The organism is Cyclobacterium sp. SOCE241, assembly GCF_056867545.1.
The window spans coordinates 1,524,240-1,544,652 of sequence record NZ_CP149779.1 but is presented as its reverse complement, the minus strand read 5'-3'; the positions used below and the strand labels follow the sequence as shown (position 1 = coordinate 1,544,652).

17 protein-coding genes and 2 pseudogenes are annotated in these 20,413 nt (G+C 38.3%); all 19 read left to right on the top strand.

The genetic code is table 11. The annotated features are described in order from the left end of the window. Window positions 1–142: 142 nt before the first annotated feature. Window positions 143–556 (top strand): hypothetical protein, encoded by a 414-nt coding sequence (locus tag WG932_RS07545; RefSeq protein WP_483087514.1) that lies wholly within the window; start codon window positions 143–145, stop codon window positions 554–556. A 35-nt stretch (window positions 557–591) separates the two neighbouring features. Next, a complete protein-coding gene (locus WG932_RS07540; RefSeq protein WP_483087513.1) occupies window positions 592–738 on the top strand; it encodes a hypothetical protein in 147 nt (48 codons plus the stop codon). Between the two features lie 8 nt (window positions 739–746). Further along, the gene (locus WG932_RS07535) at window positions 747–1,688 is read left to right on the top strand and encodes a hypothetical protein (RefSeq protein ID WP_483087512.1); all 942 of its coding nucleotides are present in this window, start codon (window positions 747–749) and stop codon (window positions 1,686–1,688) included. Between the two features lie 156 nt (window positions 1,689–1,844). Continuing rightward, a complete protein-coding gene (locus WG932_RS07530; protein WP_483087511.1) occupies window positions 1,845–3,146 on the top strand; it encodes a sulfatase family protein in 1,302 nt (433 codons plus the stop codon). Further along, window positions 3,095–3,631, top strand: a complete 537-nt coding sequence (locus WG932_RS07525) for a hypothetical protein (RefSeq protein WP_483087510.1) — start codon at window positions 3,095–3,097, stop codon at window positions 3,629–3,631. Before WG932_RS07530 ends, WG932_RS07525 begins: the two co-directional genes overlap by 52 nt. Before the next feature lie 129 nt (window positions 3,632–3,760). Further along, window positions 3,761–4,876, top strand: coding sequence for a formylglycine-generating enzyme family protein (locus WG932_RS07520; RefSeq protein WP_014022646.1), 1,116 nt, complete (start codon window positions 3,761–3,763; stop codon window positions 4,874–4,876). Window positions 4,877–4,930: 54 nt separating this feature from the next. Next, window positions 4,931–6,463: a sulfatase family protein gene (locus tag WG932_RS07515; protein WP_483087509.1), complete on the top strand. Its 1,533-nt coding sequence runs from the start codon at window positions 4,931–4,933 to the stop codon at window positions 6,461–6,463. After that, window positions 6,463–6,968: pseudogene (locus WG932_RS07510) on the top strand (sulfatase-like hydrolase/transferase). Before WG932_RS07515 ends, WG932_RS07510 begins: the two are co-directional and overlap by 1 nt. A gap of 5 nt (window positions 6,969–6,973) precedes the next feature. Next, on the top strand, window positions 6,974–7,879 hold the full coding sequence (locus tag WG932_RS07505) for a sulfatase-like hydrolase/transferase (protein WP_483087508.1): 906 nt from the start codon (window positions 6,974–6,976) through the stop codon (window positions 7,877–7,879). Window positions 7,880–7,914: 35 nt separating this feature from the next. Next, window positions 7,915–8,277, top strand: a complete 363-nt coding sequence (locus tag WG932_RS07500) for a hypothetical protein (RefSeq protein WP_483087507.1) — start codon at window positions 7,915–7,917, stop codon at window positions 8,275–8,277. Between the two features lie 13 nt (window positions 8,278–8,290). Then, entirely contained in the window at window positions 8,291–9,652 is a 1,362-nt protein-coding gene (locus tag WG932_RS07495) for a c-type cytochrome (RefSeq protein WP_483087506.1), read from the top strand. 26 nt (window positions 9,653–9,678) lie between these two features. Next, a complete protein-coding gene (locus WG932_RS07490; protein ID WP_483087505.1) occupies window positions 9,679–10,284 on the top strand; it encodes a hypothetical protein in 606 nt (201 codons plus the stop codon). Between the two features lie 9 nt (window positions 10,285–10,293). Then, a complete protein-coding gene (locus WG932_RS07485) occupies window positions 10,294–11,709 on the top strand; it encodes an enolase C-terminal domain-like protein (RefSeq protein WP_483087504.1) in 1,416 nt (471 codons plus the stop codon). A gap of 725 nt (window positions 11,710–12,434) precedes the next feature. After that, window positions 12,435–12,758: a response regulator gene (locus WG932_RS07480; RefSeq protein WP_242067792.1), complete on the top strand. Its 324-nt coding sequence runs from the start codon at window positions 12,435–12,437 to the stop codon at window positions 12,756–12,758. A gap of 296 nt (window positions 12,759–13,054) precedes the next feature. Continuing rightward, the gene (locus WG932_RS07475; RefSeq protein ID WP_483087503.1) at window positions 13,055–14,482 is read left to right on the top strand and encodes a BNR-4 repeat-containing protein; all 1,428 of its coding nucleotides are present in this window, start codon (window positions 13,055–13,057) and stop codon (window positions 14,480–14,482) included. A 479-nt stretch (window positions 14,483–14,961) separates the two neighbouring features. After that, a pseudogene (locus tag WG932_RS07470) lies at window positions 14,962–16,094 on the top strand (7TMR-DISM family protein); the annotation flags it as partial. 27 nt (window positions 16,095–16,121) lie between these two features. Then, window positions 16,122–16,853, top strand: a complete 732-nt coding sequence (locus WG932_RS07465) for a transposase (protein WP_483088593.1) — start codon at window positions 16,122–16,124, stop codon at window positions 16,851–16,853. A gap of 526 nt (window positions 16,854–17,379) precedes the next feature. After that, window positions 17,380–17,835 carry a carboxypeptidase-like regulatory domain-containing protein gene (locus WG932_RS07460; protein ID WP_483088592.1) on the top strand — a complete coding sequence of 152 codons (456 nt, stop codon included), beginning with the start codon at window positions 17,380–17,382 and terminating at the stop codon, window positions 17,833–17,835. Continuing rightward, on the top strand, window positions 17,793–20,411 hold the full coding sequence (locus tag WG932_RS07455) for a SusC/RagA family TonB-linked outer membrane protein (RefSeq protein WP_483087502.1): 2,619 nt from the start codon (window positions 17,793–17,795) through the stop codon (window positions 20,409–20,411). The genes WG932_RS07460 and WG932_RS07455 overlap by 43 nt, the downstream gene beginning before the upstream one ends. Window positions 20,412–20,413: the final 2 nt, after the last annotated feature.

Here is a 20,413-nt window from a genome sequence, read left to right as displayed (position 1 = left end):
CGATACAATTTATGAAGCGTAGAGCTTTCATCAAAAAAATGGAACATTAACCCTCCTTGCTCCATTTTCTAGTTTGCCAATTGCCTCTTTCGAACCTTCAAATAATAAAATAGAAATCAACAAACCAGAATGGTTAAAACAAATGATTTCTAATAATGATTTGTCCCTTCATAATATCCTTCTCAGGTTTGTGGGAGACAAGAGTGCGATCACTTATGGGGCTGTTTTAGATGGAAACGAAATGGCAACGGCACATTCTATCACTTCTTTTTTGAAGACGGGCATTTGTGCCTTGGTAAGTCCAGAATCAGAGTTTTATAATGACGAAAAGTTAAGAGAGAAATTAGCGTTATCCTGTCATTTTTTTCTAGGCCTTCAAAATGAGGATGGCACCATAGATTTGGTGTCTACCAATTTTCATTCCACTCCTGATACTGGTTTTATTGTAAAATGGTTGGCTCCGGTTTGGAGGCTTTTAGCTCACTCAGAGGTGTCTCAAAAACAACTGATTTTGGATCCTCTCAAAAATTCCTTATCCATGCAGGAGAAGCCTTAAAAATTGGAGGTATTCATACACCCAACCACCGATGGGTGGTAAGCTCGGCCCTTGCTGAACTCTATAAAATTAAGCCGGATGAAGCTTATCGATTAAGAGCTGAAGAATGGTTATCAGAACAAATTGATTTGGATGAAGATGGGCAATTTGAAGAAAAAGTAGCTATATCTACTCTTCTTTAAGTGATAGGGTGCTGATTAGTATTGCAAGAGGATTCAATAAGCCGGAATTGCTGGATTATGTAGCAAAAAATCTTAAAATGAACCTTTATTACCTGCATCCCAATGGGGAAATTGTAACGGAAGCCTCCGGAAGACAGGATAACTCCAGAATAGGGACCTTAGAAAACTATTATTATCCATTCCGCTACATGGCCCTAAAAACTGGAGATGGGCAATTTGCTACTGCTTGTAAGTTAATTGAAGAAACTTGTTTCAGGAAGACAACTGGTTTTCTATATTATTTCCTAGAGGATCCCTCACTTTGGGAGGAATTGCCTGCTTCAAAAGCATTGCCGGTCAATTATGCCAAAGAGTTTCGGAACTCAAATTTAATTAGGGTGAGAAGAGGGGATTATGATGCTTCAATACTTTCCGGAAGTACTGTTTTTTTTACTTTTCATAAAAAAGAATTGGCCCTACAAGGAATGAGGTTTGCCAGTGCTTTTTTTGGGAAAGGTCAATTCTCCGCTGATTCCTATAAGGTAGAAAATGGCAAATACATTCTCTTTAGAGAGTTGACAGGCCCTTATTACCAGCCCTTTCCAAAAGAAAACATTCCCGGTGATGGGGTATGGTCTAAAATGCCAAGAAGCCAGCGAAACCAATCAGAAGTTCAAAAGCTTTACAGTACTGTTACCATTCAGGAGGTGGCGGAAGGATTTTCGATTGATATTGCTATCACAGGGACAGACAATGTTCCGGTTGCGCTTGAGTTAATATTTAGGCCCGGAGGATCTTTTTCCGGTACTGTTCCCCATGAAGGAATGAAAGAGACCGTATTTTTAAAAGATGGAATGGGAAAGTATTTAGGGAATGGGGCTTCTATAATGTTTGGGCCGGGTTTGTACCAACACAAATGGGTAAACATAAGGGGGCTTTGCCTAAAATGGATGCACCTACGGCCTTTTTGACAGGTACAACCCCTTTTCACCATTCCATAAAAATCTCTTAATACGAACATGATGATTATATTGAATTGTTTAAAGAAGAACACTGTAAGTATAGGCCGCTTTGTGATTTGTTGTTCTATTGTTATGTTTAGTGTTGCTGGGGAAGTCTTAGGCCAGGTGAAAGCAAAGAGGGACAAACCTAACATTGTCTTCCTTATTTCCGAAGACAATTCCAAGCACTTTATGAAGCTATTTGATCCCAATGGTGTGGAAACGCCAAATATTGAAAATATGCTTCAATCAGGGCTGCTTTATCCCAATGCATTTTCTAATGCCCCGGTTTGTTCAGTAGCACGAAGCACACTTATTTCGGGGACGCTTACCACTAGGACAGGAATGTACCTACACCGGAAAATTAAACTGGCCCCAATGCCTGAAGGCTTGGAAATGTTCCCGGCATATCTTAGGAAGGCGGGTTATTATACCACCAATAATTATAAGAAAGATTACAATGCAGTAGAAAATGAGAATGTTTGGGACAATTCCTCAAACAAAGCCACATGGCAAAATAGACCGGACAAAAATCAACCATTTTTTCATCAGGAAACATTCCATGAAAGCCATGAAAGTAGGCTGCATTTTTCTAATGATGTAATGGCAAATCATAAAGTTACGGATGATCCTGCGCAAGTATTTCTTTTTCCCCAGTTTCCGAATACCCCTTTGTTCAGGTATACAGTTGCTTATCATCGAGATAAAATCAGAGAAATTGATGCTTGGATAGGAAAGAAAATTGATGAATTGGCAGTTTCAGGAGAGCTTGAAAATACTTTTATTTTCTATTTTGGTGATCATGGAGGCGTTTTACCAGGAAGTAAAGGGTACCTCTTTGAAACAGGTTTAAACGTTCCTTTGGTGGTGAGAATTCCTGAAAATTATAAACATTTGTCTCCTTATAAACCAAAGGAAAAGCCACAGGCATTTGTAAGTTTCATAGATTTTGCGCCCACAGTATTGCATTTAGCAGGGCTAGAAGTTCCAGAACAAATGGATGGTAGTCCCTTTCTGGGTCAGGGGCTAAAGAAAGCTAACCTAGAAAGCAGAGACGAGACCTATGGGCATGCAGATCGCTTTGATGAAAAATATGAGATGCTACGATCGATTAGAAAAGGGAAATGGAAGTATATTCGTAGTTACCAGCCTTATTATCCTGACGGTTTGCAAAACAATTATCGCTATAAAATGATGGCTTTTGCCTCTTGGAAAGATCTTTATAAAGAAGGACAATTGAATACTGAACAAGCTGCATTTTTTAGAGAAAAGCCTGTAGAGAGGTTATACAATTTGGAAGACGATCCTTATGAAATCAATAATTTGGCCGGTGAAGAGAAGGAGGTTTTAAAAGAACTCCGAGATCGACTCAACACATGGATGATGGAAAAAATGATCTTGGATTTTTTCCGGAAAATATTTTGGTGAATCGCGCCTTGGGTGATCCGGTTGCCTTTGGAATAAAGCATCATGATAAAATTAAGCAGCTTATTGAAATAGCCGATTGGGCCACAGAGGATTGGATGAAAGTAAAGGATAATGTTCTTGAAATGGTTCAGGATGGGGACGAATTGGAAAGGTATTGGGCATATTCCGTGGCATGTACATTTGGCGAAGAAGTAGAGCCGGATTACCATAAGTTTCCGGATTTTAAAAACGAAGCTGTTCCCATCGTCCAATTGAGTGCCATTACACTTTCGGGCAGGGTAGGGGCAACTAACCCCATGCCTGCGTTGATCGAATGGCTAAATCAATCGAAAGATCCTGTAGCAAATTTGATTGCCTTGAATACCTTGGTGTACTTTAAGGATCACACCCTTTATGGAACCAACTTTAATTCAGATAACTTACAGCTTTTGGCGGAAAATGAAGAGGTCATTCGTAGGTTAAAGTACCTTGATGGAACCTGGTGAACACTTCCTAAATGATAAATAGTGCATTCATCAAATTTTATGACCAAGAATAGGTGTTTGTACCTAACTTCTTTAAATTGTAAGTTGATTTAATTTAATTACCAAAAAATGTTCAATCGATTAAAATTTATGTCCTTAATAGGACTAGTGATCTTAAGTCAATACGCATGTACTTCCTCCAACAACAAAGAAGTAGTGGAGGATAAAGTTGATGAAATTGCTTCATGTCATGAAAATATTCCGGATAGATTTAGCACCTCAGGAGCGAATACAGCGGAGAGTAGTATAGAAGAGCGAGATGCACCTGTTTCTCATGAAGGCATGGTTTGGATTGAGGGAGGAGAATTTACCCGAGGTTCCACGGACGACCGAGGTAGAAGAGATGAATTACCGGCTCATAAGGCTAAAGTAGATGGTTTTTGGATAGATGAGACTGAAGTGACCAATGCCCAGTTTGCAGCTTTTGTAGCGGCTACCGGATATGTTACCATTGCTGAAAAGAAACCAGACTGGGAAGAAATTAAAAAACAATTGCCTCCGGGAACTCCCAAACCGCCGGATGAAGTCCTTGTGGCGGCCTCTTTGACTTTTCGATCACCCAATCAACCGGTTCCACTAAATAATGCCGCCCAATGGTGGGAGTGGACCCCCGGTGCCAATTGGAGAATGCCTCAAGGACCTGGAAGTAGTATAGAAGGAAAAGAAAATTACCCGGTGGTACATGTTGCTTGGGATGATGCAGTGGCTTATGCAAAATGGGCCGGAAAAAGATTGCCAACTGAGGCAGAATGGGAGTATGCTGCCAAAGGTGGATTAGAAGACAAATCTTTCCCTTGGGGAAATGATCCTGTAGAAAAGAATGGCTTTATGGCCAATATATGGCAAGGGGATTTTCCTGTGACGGATAAAGCAGAAGATGGTTTCCAAGGATTGGCTCCAGTTAAATCTTTTGAACCAAATGGTTATGGATTGTATGACATGGCGGGTAACGTATGGGAGTGGACCAATGACTGGTACAGGGAGGATTATTATGAAAGAATTACTGATGAAGTAGCTATTAACCCTCAAGGTCCAAAGGATAGTTATGACCCACAAGAACCAACTGTTCCTAAAAAGGTAGTGAAAGGTGGCTCCTTTTTATGTAATGTGTCCTATTGCGAGGGCTATAGGGTAAGTGGTAAAATGAAATCTTCAGCAGATACAGGCTTAGAACATACCGGTTTTAGGTGCGTTAGCTCAAAATAAACAAAAAAATATGTCTATACACATAAGTATTAGGTTTTTGGTAGTAGTGTTTATTTGTACTTGTTTTTTTCTTGTAAACAGCAAGAAGAGGAAAAACCAGTTCCCAATATCTTATTTGTAATAGCAGATGATTTGTCTTATCCACATACAGGGGCTTACGGTACAGATTGGATTAAAACGCCCGGATTTGACAGGGTGGCAAAGGAAGGCTTATTGTTTACGAGGGCATATACTCCCAATGCCAAATGCTCTCCTTCCCGCTCCATCATCATTACAGGAAGAAATTCCTGGCAATTGGAAGAGGCTGCCAACCATGTGCCTTTTTTTCCCGAAAAATTCTTATCCCATGTAGAAGTTTTGGGAAACAATGGTTATTTCACCGGGTATACTGGAAAAGGATGGGCTCCCGGAGATGCCGGTGAAAGAGAGCTTACGGGTAAAAGGTTTAGTGATCTTAAAATGGAGGCACCAACTCCTTCTATTAGTCCGATAGATTATGCGGCTAATTTTGAGATGTTTCTGGATGAGAAACCGGAAGAAGAGCCATTTTATTTTTGGTATGGATCATTTGAGCCCCATAGGGCTTATACTTATGGAACAGGAGCTTCCCTTGGAGGAAAAACCATAGATATGATTGATCAAGTACCACCTTTTTGGCCGGATACTGATTCTATCAGAAATGACCTTTTAGATTATGCTTATGAAACTGAATATTTTGACCAACATTTGGTGAAAATGCTGGCAACACTTGAAAAGAGAGGGATGCTTGAAAACACCTTGATTGTGGTTACAGCAGACAATGGAATGCCTTTTCCAAGGGTGAAGGGTCAAGGATATGAGTATTCAAACCACCTTCCCCTGGCCATTAGGTGGGGCGAGGGTATTAAAAACCCAGGTAGGGTGATTGATGACTTTGTAAGCTTTCTAGATTTTTCACCTACGTTTCTTGAAGTGGGCCGGGTTAATTTTGACAGTTCGGGCATGGCTGCATTTGCGGGAGAAAGCCTTTTACCCATATTTGAAACTGAAAAAGGAGGTAAAACTGACCCAAGTAGGAATGCAGTTTTAATAGGAAAGGAAAGGCATGATATCGGCAGACCGGATGATCAAGGTTACCCGATTCGCGGAATTGTCAATGAAGAATATACCTATATCCATAATTTTGAAACTGAGCGGTGGCCGGCAGGAAACCCTGAAACGGGATACCTTAATACGGATGGAAGCCCTACCAAAACAGTGATTCTTAATCAAAGAAGAATTGAAGGAGAGTACAAGTATTGGAACCTATCTTTTGGAAAAAGGCCCTCAGAAGAACTCTATGATAGAAAGAAAGACCCTTATGGTTTGAATAATCTGGCTTTGCATCCTGAATATCAAAATATTAAGGAAGGACTTAAGGATGAATTGTTTCGACAATTAAAAGCCCAAAAGGACCCTAGGATGTCTGGCAATGGCGCCATTTTCGATAATTATCAATATGCCCAAGATAGTCAAAGAGACTTTTACAATCGTTATATGAAAGGAGAGCCCTTTAAAACAGGTTGGGTAAATGATAGTGATTATGAGAAAGATTTTAAAGAGGAATAATGAAATCAGTTAGCTTTACCCTAGTATTAATGGCTTTATTAGCCACTAATACTTCAATTTATGCCCAAGATAATCGTCCCAACATTATCATGATAATTGCCGATGATATTGGTTATGAGGATTTAGGCAGCTATGGCAATGAAATTGCTGTAACCCCGATAACCGATAGAATCGCCACGGAAGGAGTGAGATTTTCCAATTTTTTCTAACTACTAGTTCATGCAGTCCAAGTAGAAGTAGCATTATTTCAGGAAGGTACCCACACAATACCGGAGCAGCGGAACTCCATACAGCCATGCCTGAGCAAATACTTACCTTCCCTGAATTATTAAAGGAAGCAGGATATTTTACGGGACAGTCAGGGAAATGGCACATGGGTCCCGTGCCACGTAAAGGTTTTGACGTTATTTATGATAAAAAACCTCAAATAGGTCTGGGTGGAGAAGATTACTGGGTCCCCCTTTTAAAAGAAAGACCCAAAGGCAAGCCTTTTTCTTATGGTTAGCGGCCTTGGATGCCCATAGACCTTGGGCTGAAAATGATTTTTCAGGAGCACATAATCCGGAAGAGGTCATCGTTCCACCGTATTTAGCAAATGGTAAGGCCACCAAGCAAGACTTGGCCAATTATTATGATGAAATTACAAGGTTTGATCATTTTATTGGATTGGTAGAGGAAGAACTAGAACGGCAGGGACAATTAGAAAATACCATACTATTTATTTTGTCTGATAATGGAAGGCCTTTTCCAAGAAGCAAAACCAGATTAATTGACTCAGGAATAAAATCTCCTTTATTGGTTAAATGGCCTAAAGGATTGAAGGCGGGATTAACTACCGATGCATTGGTTAGTAGTATAGATCTTGCCCCAACTTTCTTGCAATTAGCAGGTGTAGATATTCCGGATAATTTTCAAGGAAAAAGCTTTTTAACAGTACTGAAAAATCCTCACTTACCTTTTAGAAATTACGTTTTTGCTGAGCACAACTGGCATGATCAGGAAGCCCATGAAAGAATGGTGCGGACCAAAGATTATCTTTATATTAAAAACAACCGGGCTCAATATGCCAATCCCGGGCCTGCAGACTCTAATTCCAGCAATTCCTATGCAGACCTCAAAAAGCTTAGAGATCAAGGGAAATTAAATCCCGCACAGGCAGATATTTTTATCTCTCCCCGTCCATACGAAGAGTTTTATGCCATAGTTGATGATGAATTTCAATTATTGAATAGGGCTACCCCAATAGGTGAAAACAAAGCATTGGATCAATTGAGGAAAGCATTGGAAGTATGGTCCATTGAAACAGATGATTCTGTACCCCAAAACTTAACTCAAGATTGGTACGATACGGAAACAGGCAAAGCACTTGACATAAAAAGAGAAAGAGGAGAAATGCCGGGGGGAGTAATGCACTAATTACTACAGAAAAAGGTCCGTTTTAGGAAAAAACAATGAACACTAAACCCTCCATATCAAAAAGTAAGAATGCTTGGTTGCTTTATGTACTTTTACTTTTTTCTTTGATAAGCACTTCTTGCAAAGATACCAGTTCCAAAGCTAAAATGCGTTCCATGGATCCTTGGGCTTTTCGTTCTGTATTGGATAAAAAACCTCGAATGCTTACTCTCGCCTTTGATACTGCGAACTTTGCTGCATACGATCTGGGTAAAGGGGAGTTATATAAGGTTTGGAATGGTGGGGTGATCAAGGAAGGTACAGTATTTACCAATAAGAAAAATATTCAGCCAACAAGTTGGGGATTGCCTTATTTTGAAGAAGGTAAGCTTTTCAATCAATGGCAAGTGAAAAAATAAAGCTCCGGTTTCCATGAAAGTTAAGTATAAGGGTTATGTAATTTTAAATGAACAAATTACATTAAACTTCGATTTGGTATTGCCAAGCGGTGAGACAATTCATGTTGAAGAACAGCCTGAGTTCAATCTGGCTGAAGACGGTTCCATTGAATTTATGCGGAAATTTACCGTCAATAATAAATCAAAGGATTTAGAGGTTATTTTACATCAAGAATCTAATGCTGAAAATTTTATTTCAATCGCTGACCAAGAGGTTATTATAGATCATTTCCAGCCTGTTTCCAAACAAGAGAAACCCGCTATAGCCGAGGGTTACGATCATTTGGGCATTTTATGGATGGAAAACAGCGATTGTTATACTTGCCATGAGGAGGAGCATGCAATGGTAGGGCCATCTTTCAAGCAAATCGCGACTCGATATGAGAAAAATGCCGCTAATATCAGCCTTCTTACAAGAAAAATAATAAATGGCGGATCAGGTGTATGGGGAAATACCCCTATGAATCCACATCCGGATTTAAAGGAAAAAGAAATAACAACCATTCTAGATTACGTTTTTACATTTAGACCTAAGGGAGAAGAAAAATCTATTACCAATAATAAGCCAAAATCAATTAGAAAAATTAAAGCGGATCCCTTGCCCTTAAAACCCGGTTTTGGCGCCCCACTAGAAGGTGTACATCCAAGTTATGACTTAACAGTTTTACATAATGATGATTTCCAGCCCCGTGTAGGAGGTTTGGCTTTTTTACCGGACGGCAGACTTCTTGTAAGTACTTGGGACTCTATCGGAGGAATTTATGCCATGGAAGGGGTAACGGGACCTGACCCAAAAAAGATTAAAATCCAACGGATTGCTTCTGGCTTAGCCGAACCCCTAGGAATGGAAGTGGTAGATGGAGAAATCTATGTGCTTCAAAAACATGAGCTCACCAAGCTGATTGACCATGATGGAGATGGGGTAATGGATGAATACAAGGTTATCTGTGATGGGTGGGGAGTGAGGGACGATTTCCACGAATTTGCTTTCGGCCTGGTTTATCAAAAGGAACATTTTTATATTACTTTATCAATGGCCATGCGACTACTGTCCACCGAAAGGCAGCTTCCGGATCGAGGGAGAACACTGAAAATCAGTAAGGATGGGAGCATTGAAAGACTTGATTATGGTTTAAGAACCCCCAATGGAATAGGCGTGGGACCGAATGATCAATTGTTTCTTACTGATAATCAAGGACAATGGTTGCCTGCGAATAAATTAATACATGTTCAAAAGGGCAACTATAACGGAATGGCTTGGGGTTTATCCGAGGAAGAAGAAGAAAATCCGCCTAAGGCCAGCCCCCAGCTATTTGGTTACCAGATAATGAGATAGGAAATTCACCTTCTGAACCCATACTTATGAAAGACGGTCCTTATAAAGGCCAATTGTTACATGGAGATGTTAGCAATGGAGGTATCAAACGTGATTTCCTAGAGATGGTGGATGGACAATACCAAGGAGCTGTGTTTAGATTTTCACAAGGATTCAGTGCCGGGGTTAATCGACTAGTTTGGGGACCCGATGGCGCTTTGTATGTAGGTGAAGTGGGAATGGTAGGTGGCTGGAGTTGGAAAGAAAATCAATATGGTTTGGAGAAAATTAGCTACAATGGTAAAAGTACTTTTGAAATGTTGTCCATTAAAGCCAAACCGGAGGGATTTGAAATAGAGTTTACAGAAGCTTTGGATCAGAAAAATTTTGATACTGTAATAGATAAAATGGTTCTACAACAATATAGGTATGAAGCGACGGCTGCCTATGGAGGGCCTAAATTGGATTTGGTAACATTAAAACCCCAAGAAGTGTTGTTGGCCGATGATGGGATGAAGATAGACCTGAAAATTGATGGGTTAAAAGAAAACCATGTGGTCTATTTTAATTTACCAGTTGACCTAAAAAGTACAAATGGTAATGCATTGTGGTCTTCAGAGGCCTGGTATACCCTTAATAAAATTCCTAATTAACAAATTCCCATGGAGAAGAAAGACAATAATGGATTTAGTAGAAGAGCATTTTTAAGCAGGTCAACGGTTGCTTTGGCAGCCGGTGGATTAGGCATGAGCCCTTCCTTTGGTTTTGGTAAGTCTGAGAAAATAAGCAGAAAGATGAAAAAAATAAAAATTACTCATACAGATTCAAATTTCGAGAGAGAACCACTATACCCTTACCGTTTTAAAGGCAGCGCCATCACACAGGCTTGGCAAGCTGTTGCCCTGATGCAATCCGAAAGTGGGAGGCATAAAATTGGAATAGGGACACAGGGAACGCTTTGGTCGGATAAGACGGTGTTCCAAAATCATTCAACTACGGGAGGGAATGCATTGATGTATGCCATGACGGAGCGGGCTTTGCAAATTATTAAAGGTAATAGCTTTGTCGATCCAATTACTTTGCTTGATGAGGTTTTACCTGAGGTGTATGCCTATGGACAAAAGATTACCGGAAATCCTGACCTTAAAACTACTTTTGCTCTAAACTCATTGGTTCCGGTAGACAATGCGATCTGGCTCTTGTATGGAGAAGAAAATGGGATGAAAAACTTTGATGAGATGATACCCGAAGCTTATCGTCCGGGCTTATCTCAAAAACATGACAAGGTAGCAAGTATTCCTTCTTTTAGTGTGGGGGCTTCAATAAAAGACATAAAAGCTGCAGCAGACGAGGGACATTTTATCATGAAATTGAAAACTGGCGCAGCAGGTACACAAAAGGAAATGCTGGCCAAGGATATAGAATTTTTGACAGCGGTTCATAAAACTTTGGGTGATCGAGAAACCCCTTACACTAAAAATGGTAAAATACCTTATTATTTTGATGTCAATGAAAGGTATGAAAAGAAAGAAACCTTAGAGCGTTTTCTTGACCATGCAAAAAAAATTGGGGCCTTTGACCAAATTGCAGTCATTGAAGAACCCTTTGGAGAAAAAATTAAGGTTTTTGTTGGTGACCTTGGTGTAAGGATAGCCGCGGATGAAAGTGCCCATACAGTGGAAGATGCCTTAGAAAGAATTGAACAGGGCTATTCAGCCATTGCACTTAAAGCCATTGCCAAGACAATGAGTATGACAATGAAGATTGCTCAGGCAGCCTACGAAAAAAACGTACCGTGTTTTTGTGCAGATCTTACAGTAAACCCAATTTTGGTGGATTGGAATAAAAATGTGGCTGCAAGATTGCACTCATTTCCGGATATGCCACTTGGCCTTCAAGAAACAAATGGCCATCAGTATTATAAGAATTGGGACAAAATGGTAAGTTATCACCCTATGGCCAACGAAGAATGGGTAAAAACTAAAAATGGTGTTTACCCCACCGGAAAGGATTTTTATGAGAAAAGTGGGGGGATTCTTGCCACAATCCCTCATTACGAACAAATGTTTGACCATTAATTTATTAAGGAAAATTATTCTAGTTTAAAAGACCTATTTCCTAATATGATTAGGATTGATATGGTATTGCCACAACATAAGTAAGGCAATATCGTATTGGTCAAATTTAAAATCAAACCTATTGTCTATTTCCTAAAATACAAGTACCTATTGATGGTTTATAATTGTTGGGTAAATGTTAATTTGTTTTCCCTAATTTAAGTTTGCATAGGACTGGGTAAGTGATTCAATATTAATGCTTAAGAAATAAATTTTTTTATTAACTTAGAAGGAAAGATTATAAATATTTGCTACTAAGTTGCAAAAGTTAACCGGATAAGTAAAATAATAGCTACTATTAAGTGTTTGGTAAGGCCATAAAATATTTTTTATAAAGCTTATTTTAACTTTAACCATTTTTAAACTGTTCTCTTTTTATTTTTCAAGTGGCTAAATTTTATAACTGATTAGATATTTTTTATTACATAACTAGGAATAAGAATGATTTTAAGAAAAAAATACTGGATTATTTTTTTAATTCATCATTCTTGGTTTACATTTGAAAAAATGTATTTTAAATATATAAAAGTGCATATTAAAATATTGATCTGATTTAGTTTAAGATATGGTTCTTTAATGTAGATTAATCTTGGGTGAAAATTTGAGTTGTTTCAAGTAAATAAGTAGAATGTGGAAATAGTTTTGGTAGACGATGACCCAATCGTCATATTGTTACAAAAAAATTGATGCAGAAAGCTGGGATTTCGCATCAAATAATTTCATTTAACAATGGTGAGGATGCTTTGTCATTTTTGACCGTTAATGCAAATGAAAGTAAATATCTAATGTTTTTAGATATTAATATGCCCGGATTGTCCGGTTGGGAAGTATTGGATGAATTGGAAAAAATAAGCATAGACTTTGAATTAGAGGTTATTATCATCACATCATCCATTGAAGATGCTGATCGTTTAAAGGCCAAAACCTATGAAAGGATTGTTGACTTTTGGATTAAACCTTTCAGTTTACAGGATTTCACTAATTTGAAAGTTAAATTCGGGTTGAAATAGTTAATATATAGTAATACTCCAAAAAATATGGTTTGGGTAGCTATTGATTCAAATGTGCATTTTCTCAACAATTATATTTTGACATCATAAGCCTTATTTACCAAACCATACTTTAATTTTTTATATAATTTAAGAAGAATAATTTTTTATCCTCTCACTTTCTAAAAGCCACAGAAAGACTCCTGAAAAATAAGGTGACAGGGAAATTTAAATTTCATATGAAGCTGTGGACTTATCATTTTGCTTTTTTTCTTTCCTTATAATGCATATGTTTGGGTCGTCAAAAACCGATCCCTATGAAGATTTCACGTAACTGTTTTGCTTTAAGTTTATTGGTGTTTTTTTACTTTTCCTGCACTAGTGTATTTGCCCAAGAAAATTACCCTACCGTAGATGGATACAAAGGGATTTGGTTTACACTGGGCCAAAAGTCTGAATTTGGAGACAAGTATTCGGGAGGCCTTGGAACCTATACCGCCAAACATATACCTCTTGCCATTTATTCACCGGAAGTCAACCGTACTTTTTTCGTATATGGTGGTACTAGAAGTGAAGATGAAAAGTATTTGTTATGCATGATAGGTGAATTTGATCATAACACCGGCATGGTTTCAAAACCTGTAATTGTCTATGATAAATTAGGCGTAGATGATCCTCATGACAATCCAAGTTTAGCGATTGATAAACAAGGTTATATATGGGTTTTTGTTAGTGGAAGAGGAAGTAAAAGAATGGGCTTTAAATACAAAAGTACATTGCCCTACAGTACCGCGTCATTTGAGCAAGTTTCAGAAGAAGAAATGACTTACCCTCAACCAAAATACCTAGCCGGAAAAGGCTTCCTAAATTTATTTACCAAGTATACAGGAGTTCGCCAATTGTATTTTGAAACAAGTAGTGATGGTGAAGATTGGACTTCAGACCAGCACCTTGTGGGGATAAAAAGACCTGGAGATAAAAACAGTGGTCACTACCAAATCTCCGGGCAGAACGGTGAAAAAATCGCATTTTTTTGTAACTGGCATCCCAATGGAAATGTGGATTTAAGAACCAATTTGTATTATTACCAAACCGTAGATTTTGGAAAGACTTGGACCGATATTTATGGAAATGTGGTCAGCCTTCCTGTGGAGGATATTGCATCTTCCGGTTTGGTCAAAGAGTATTTCAGTCAAAAGCGAAACGTTTATTTGAAAGATATAAATTTTGACTCCAATGGAAATCCTATAGCACTTTATGTAGAAGGTCAAGGGCATCAACCCGGCCCAAAATATGGCCCTAGAAATTGGCACGTAGTCCATTGGGATGGAAGTGAATGGCAAGACCATATAATTACTCAATCTGATCAAAATTATGATATGGGTAGCTTGTGGATAGATGGTGATGAGTGGATGGTCATAGGACCCACCAAGGATTCACCTCAGCTTTATGGTGCAGGGGGTGAAGTAGAAATGTGGAAAAGTGCTGACAAAGGAAAGACATGGAGCAAAACCAAAAAGCTAACCAAAGGAAGTAAACGAAACCATAATTATATCCGTAGGGTGGAAAATGGTGCCGATCCATTTTTATACTTTTGGGCAGATGGTGACCCCAATGATTTTAGCAAAAGCCAAATGTATTTTGGTGACAGCAAAGGTAAGGTCTGGCAACTTCCTTATGAGATGGAAGCTGACCATATAAAACCTAAAAGATTAAGGTCTGGTATTTTTAGCAGGTGGTTTTAGCCACCATTTTACAGAGTTTGGAAAAATGAGGTCCGGCAAGTTTAAACTTGTCGGACTTTTGAATTTTATCAGTCCAAATATTAAGAATATTTATAACATGAATACTTGAAATTCAGGCCATATTATGTCCAAGGCTGAATGCTTATGTTGCATTGCCTCCTTAAAATTCAGATGATGTAATAGCCTGTCCCGTGTTTAGGTGAATCGATTTCCGCACGTAATAGATTGCCTATTGCCTATTTCTGGTTTAACATGTGGCAAGGTTTTAGTTGTGTAAATGCTAAATCTAAGATATACATTATGCCTCCTATTTCTTTGAGAATGGATTGTTATCGGTGATTCGGATTTAAAATGGTAACCAAACGATTTTACTGCGGCTTTATAATAAGTAGATCATCGAAAAGTTTAATTCTTCTTGAAACATGGCATTTTATTTAATGTTTTGATATTGAGTTTTTTCTGCATAGGACATAAAAAGAATGATGATGGATAAATCATTGAATAAGCATGTATGGCTAATTGGAATGTTATTTTTGCTTCCTATTTCATTGAGCTGGGCGCAGAGGATTTCAGGTGAGGCTACCTTTAGAATTGACGATAGTTGGAATGAAAGGATATATGCCATCGATCAGCTTGAGTTTTATGAAGACAGTACCAATACTTTGACATTTGGGCATATAAGTCAAGAAGAATTCCAACAGTTTATAAAAATTAGGCCGGATTTCAGCAAAAATAAGTTCAATACCAATTATACCTATTGGGTTAAGCTTTCCATTGACAATAACCCCGAAAGTCAAAAAAGGTGGTTATTGGAATTTTATGATCAAAGTATAGATCATATCGAGGCCTATATCCCCACATCAGATGGGAGCTATGAAATGATGATCTTGGGAGACAATTATCCTTTTTCGCAGCGCCTTTTCAACCATAAAAACTTTCAGTTGCAACTGGAAAATGATACAGCAGGTATTTCAAATTTTTACTTTAAAATTAATTCTACCCAAAAAGCAGATATTCGAATAGCCCTGAGGTCTATGAACCGCTTTGTGCATTATGCTTTAAGTGAGTATTTCCTTTATGGTTTATTTTATGGAATGATATTGATAATTGCCTTTTATAATTTTTTAATCTTCTTGGCTGTAAAGGAAATGAAATACGTTTATTATATCCTTTATCTCTTGAGTGTAGGCTTGTATGCCATGAGCCTTGATGGGATAGGTTTTCAATATTTCTGGCCAAATTTCCTCAATGGAATACCATCGTCAATGGTGTCTTTAGTTTTTCAATCGTCTTTTGGGCCATTCTGTTTACCGTTCGATTTTTAAACACAAGGAGAAAAGCCCGAATCTTTCATTATGCTTTGTGGTTGTCATTAACAGGTAAATTCATGCTATTTTGTATGGGGCTTTTTGTTGATCACAATTATTTTGAACTAACTTATTTTGACAGTTTACCTTTTTTATTGATTCTTACTACTGCCGTTTATTTGTTGATAAAACAATACAAAGCCGCTCGATTTTTTGTCATGGCTTATGGTGTTTTGTTTTTCGGCATTAGCATTAAAGTCTTGGCAAATTATGCCATACTTCCACATACCACACTAGTTTATTACAGCCTGCACATTGCCTTTCTTTTGGAGATGGTGCTACTGTCCTTCGCACTTGGTGATAGGATAAGGTTGATGAAAGAGATTCGTGACAAGGCTTTAAAAAGATCTCTTGCCCAATACAAAGAAAATATTTCTTTGAAGGAAAAGGTGAACAAAGAACTGGAATCCAAAGTAAGCATTAGAACTGCCGAACTTCAGGCTAAAAATAAATTACTGGAAAATTACAATAGTCAGCTTCAAGAAAAGGATGAGGAGATTAAACGGATCAATGCCTTATTGGACAAAGACAATTGGAAATTAAAAAGCTCCATTAGAGCCTCTTTTAAAGCCAGATTGACCCAGAAATCTTTAACACTTCCTGAGTTTAGAGAGATTTTTCCCGATCCATCCGCTTGCTACAGGTATCTAGAAGAATTGAAGTGGGCGGATACATTTCAATGTAGTCAATGTGGCAATAACAAATATGGAAAGGCGAATAAAGTTTTTAGCCGAAGGTGTACCAAATGTGGGCACATTAATTCTGTAACTGCAGGTACAATTTTTCATGGGATAAAATTCCCATTGGACAAGGCCTTTTACATCATTTACGCTTCCTACCTCACCGATGAAAAATTAACTCTGGATCAACTTGCAACTATTCTTGATCTAAGAAGAAATACAATTTGGGCATTCCGGAAAAAAATTCAAACAAGGATCGACAGTGAACCGGATTTTGATGGAGGTTGGGAGGAAATTGTACTTTCAGAAATGGTAGATTATTAACCCAAATAAATTCAAAGTTTCCTTAAAAAGTAGGCTTAGCCGGAAAAAAATTAAAGGGCTAACATTTGGAATTTTCACTCCTTGAAAGTCTTGCTTAACCTCCCTGGAAAAGGTAATATGGTTGAGTGTTTTTTAATGCTAGGTTTACACCCAATAGAAATGCCCTACCTGAAATAGACGGAAAATATGGGATTAATTACTTTTTGATGGGGACAATACAGCTGATTTAGTAGCTTGTTATTCATCCGATACAAAATTTCTAAAAAGCCTCTCATTTTGATTAAATGATGTTTTTAACTGATATCCATGCGGTATTTTTTGGTAAAAATAAGGAGGTGTTGAAGGTAATTGATTGTGTTTACTCCCTGTTTTTTATAGTCAGACCTTTCATTGTTTCTATTTTTATACTCGAATCAAATTGGATTTGATTTTAACCATAAACTATTAAAATTACCTAATCCCAAAAACCTATGAATTTTCCCTTTACTATTGAAAAAGGAAATTTTAAACCCAAAATCCCTTTTTCATTACTAATTTCAGCAATTCTTTTTACCGGACTTTTCTTCTCCAAATCCGAGGCATTGTATGCACAGGAGGTAACGGTAAGTGGTACCGTCAAGGACCCCTCAGGGAGTCCATTCCGGGGGTTAATATCCTTGAGAAAAATACAGGAAATGGAACTGTCACAGATATTGATGGCAATTATGAATTGCAGGTCAGCTCCTCAGAATCGGTTCTGGTTTTTTCATTTATAGGATTTGAAACCCAGGAGATCACTGTTGGTGACCAAAGTACAATCAATGTTAATTTTGAAGAAGATGCACAAGGACTTGAAGAAGTGGTTGTCATTGGCTATGGTACTCAAAGAGAAAGAGACCTAACGTCGGCCATTAGCACGGTAAAATCAGAGGACATTGTTAAAACTCCAAATTCCCAACCATGCAAGCCCTTCAAGGAAGGGTTGCAGGTGTACAAATTGTAAGTAATGGCGCTCCAGGAGCATCTCCCACCGTGAGGGTTCGTGGAGTAGGGTCGTTTGAAGGAGGAGGAGCTCCTTTATATGTTGTAGACGGGATGTTTTTTGAGAATATTGATTTTCTCAATCCCAATGACATCGAATCCATTTCTGTATTAAAGGATGCCTCTGCGTCTGCCATATACGGGGTTCGTGCTGCCAATGGGGTGGTAGTTATTGAAACCAAAGGAGGTAACTACAACCAAGAACCTGAAATCGTATACGATGGCTATTACGGCATTCAAAATCCTCAAAACGTTTTGAAAATGGCCAATTCCCAGCAGTTTGTTCAATATGTAAATGAAACCGGATCGGCTGCTGATATGGCATTTGTACAAAATGCCATTCAGAGGTATGGAAGAAGTTATGTAGACCCCTCCTTACCGGCAGTAAATACGGATTGGTATTCGGAAATGATGGCCCCGGCAGCGATTCAAAACCACAATCTTTCTTTCAACGGAGGAGGAACCAAGACAAGGTATTCCATAGGTGCTAGTTATTTTGACCAAGAAGGTTTAATGAAAGAGACCCGCAATAGTTATCAGCGAATGAACTTTAGAGTTAAGCTAGATACAGATGTAAAAGAATGGATGACAGTAGGTGGTAATTTAAATTTAAGTACGGCTGAACAATTCAATGGAGACAATGGGGCTTGGTTCCGTTCCTATTTTGCAGTACCTATCTTGCCTGTTTACGATGAGAGCAATACAGATGCTACACCCTATCGTTTGTCCAATGCTCAACAATTAGGATACAGAAGCAACCAAAATCCTTTTTACAATTTACTTTATTCAGACAACAGAAATAAAGTGGCCAAATTATTGGGTAATTTTTATTCTGAAATAGAGATTATTCCCAATAACTTAACTTTTAAAACCTCTTACAATTTCAGTATGGAAAATGTTAATTCCAGAAATGTAGGGTTTGCTTATAGTGACGGTAGGGAGGAGAGACAATCCTCCCTGCGAAGAAATTCATTTAGCAGGTTTGACCAGATTTGGGACAACTTTTTAACCTACCAAAATAATTTTGATCTACATAACCTAACCGTGGTTTTAGGTCAATCATTTAGGAGTGAAACGAATGAAGTGTTATTTGCTCGTGGAGAAAACCTCAATCCTGATCCTATAAGAGGTGAAGAGGAGTTTTGGTATCTAAATAATGCTACAGATTATGACCTAAATGGCATAGGTGATGGTGGAAACCGACTTTTCTACCATTCTTATTTTTCAAGAGTGGCTTATAATTATGCAGACCGATACCTTTTGTATGGAACATTTAGAAGAGATGGTAACAATAAATTCCAGCAAAAGTGGGGAAACTTTGCCACATTTGGAGCAGGATGGGTGCTTTCAGAAGAATCATTTTTTAATGTTTCGGCAATAGATTTCTTAAAAATCAGAGGCTCTTGGGGACAACTTGGAAACGATGGAATCAATTCTTCAGTTGGTGCCCCCGAATTGGTAGAAAACAGGGGCGCCTATGATGGTGTTTTGGTAATTGGCCGGAGGTTGGATCCGACTTTTGACCTCATCGACCGTTGGGAAACCACAGTAGAGTTAAATGTTGGCTTAAATGCCAGGTTTTTTGGTGAACGATTGGCTCTCGATGCTGATTATTTTGTCAGAGACACCAGAAATTTGGCAGTTAGCATTATTCCGCCGGTGATTAGAGCAAGTGAAAGAAGGAGTGTGGGAGAGATTAGAAATGAAGGCCTAGAACTTTCACTAAATTGGGAAGACATCGTTAGTCCTGAATTTTCTTATTATTTCGGAGGGAACATTGGTACTCTGAAAAACACAGTTTTAAGTTTAGGTGGACCGGAAAGTCTGGATGCAGGGTCAGCTGAATTCAGGCAACGATCTATCGTAGGTCAACCTTATCTTGCATTTTATGGGTATGAGACGGACGGTGTTTTTCAAACGGAAGAACAAATCAACAATTATGGTTATACCTCTCAGTTTATTTCAGAAAATAATTTACAGCCGGGAGACCTAATATTCAGAGACCAAAATGAGGATGGGCTAATTAATGATGAAGACAGGGTAGTACTTGGTTCATTTCTGCCCAAATATACCTATGGATTCAATGCCGGTTTTACTTATAAGGATTTTGAATTCTCTGCTTTGATCCAAGGCCAGGTTGGCAATAGTATTCTTAACCGGAAGAGGGGAGAAATAATTTTCACTAACGATACCAACATTGATGCTGAATTGGCAGAAAACTTATGGAGGGGAGAGGGAACTTCCAACCAATACCCTTCTGCAGCCGGTCTTAGAAAGAGCTGGAACCAAAACCTAAGCAATTATTTTGTGGAAGATGGTAGCTATTTCAGGGTTCAAAATGTTCGATTGACCTATGCTTTAAAAGACAAGCAACTATTTGGTTTGAACTTTCCGGAAAGTAGAATCACACTTACTGCGGATAGGCCACTTACCCTTTTTAACTACAATGGCTTTAATCCTGAAGTCGCCGATGGTATAGATCGCCAAGTGTATCCTATACCGGGCACTTATACGCTTGGATTAAATATCAAACTTTAAAC

What these genes read in the sequence shown, in the direction of transcription:
- WG932_RS07485 (WP_483087504.1), top strand. Translation starts at nt 10,294, where the DNA reads ATGGAGAAGAAAGACAATAATGGATTTAGTAGAAGAGCATTTTTAAGC.
- WG932_RS07525 (WP_483087510.1), top strand. Translation starts at nt 3,095, where the DNA reads ATGGATGATGGAAAAAATGATCTTGGATTTTTTCCGGAAAATATTTTG.
- WG932_RS07520 (WP_014022646.1), top strand. Translation starts at nt 3,761, where the DNA reads ATGTCCTTAATAGGACTAGTGATCTTAAGTCAATACGCATGTACTTCC.
- WG932_RS07490 (WP_483087505.1), top strand. Translation starts at nt 9,679, where the DNA reads ATGAAAGACGGTCCTTATAAAGGCCAATTGTTACATGGAGATGTTAGC.
- WG932_RS07480 (WP_242067792.1), top strand. Translation starts at nt 12,435, where the DNA reads ATGCAGAAAGCTGGGATTTCGCATCAAATAATTTCATTTAACAATGGT.
- WG932_RS07500 (WP_483087507.1), top strand. Translation starts at nt 7,915, where the DNA reads ATGAACACTAAACCCTCCATATCAAAAAGTAAGAATGCTTGGTTGCTT.
- WG932_RS07495 (WP_483087506.1), top strand. Translation starts at nt 8,291, where the DNA reads ATGAAAGTTAAGTATAAGGGTTATGTAATTTTAAATGAACAAATTACA.
- WG932_RS07475 (WP_483087503.1), top strand. Translation starts at nt 13,055, where the DNA reads ATGAAGATTTCACGTAACTGTTTTGCTTTAAGTTTATTGGTGTTTTTT.
- WG932_RS07465 (WP_483088593.1), top strand. Translation starts at nt 16,122, where the DNA reads ATGGTGCTACTGTCCTTCGCACTTGGTGATAGGATAAGGTTGATGAAA.
- WG932_RS07455 (WP_483087502.1), top strand. Translation starts at nt 17,793, where the DNA reads ATGCAAGCCCTTCAAGGAAGGGTTGCAGGTGTACAAATTGTAAGTAAT.
- WG932_RS07545 (WP_483087514.1), top strand. Translation starts at nt 143, where the DNA reads ATGATTTCTAATAATGATTTGTCCCTTCATAATATCCTTCTCAGGTTT.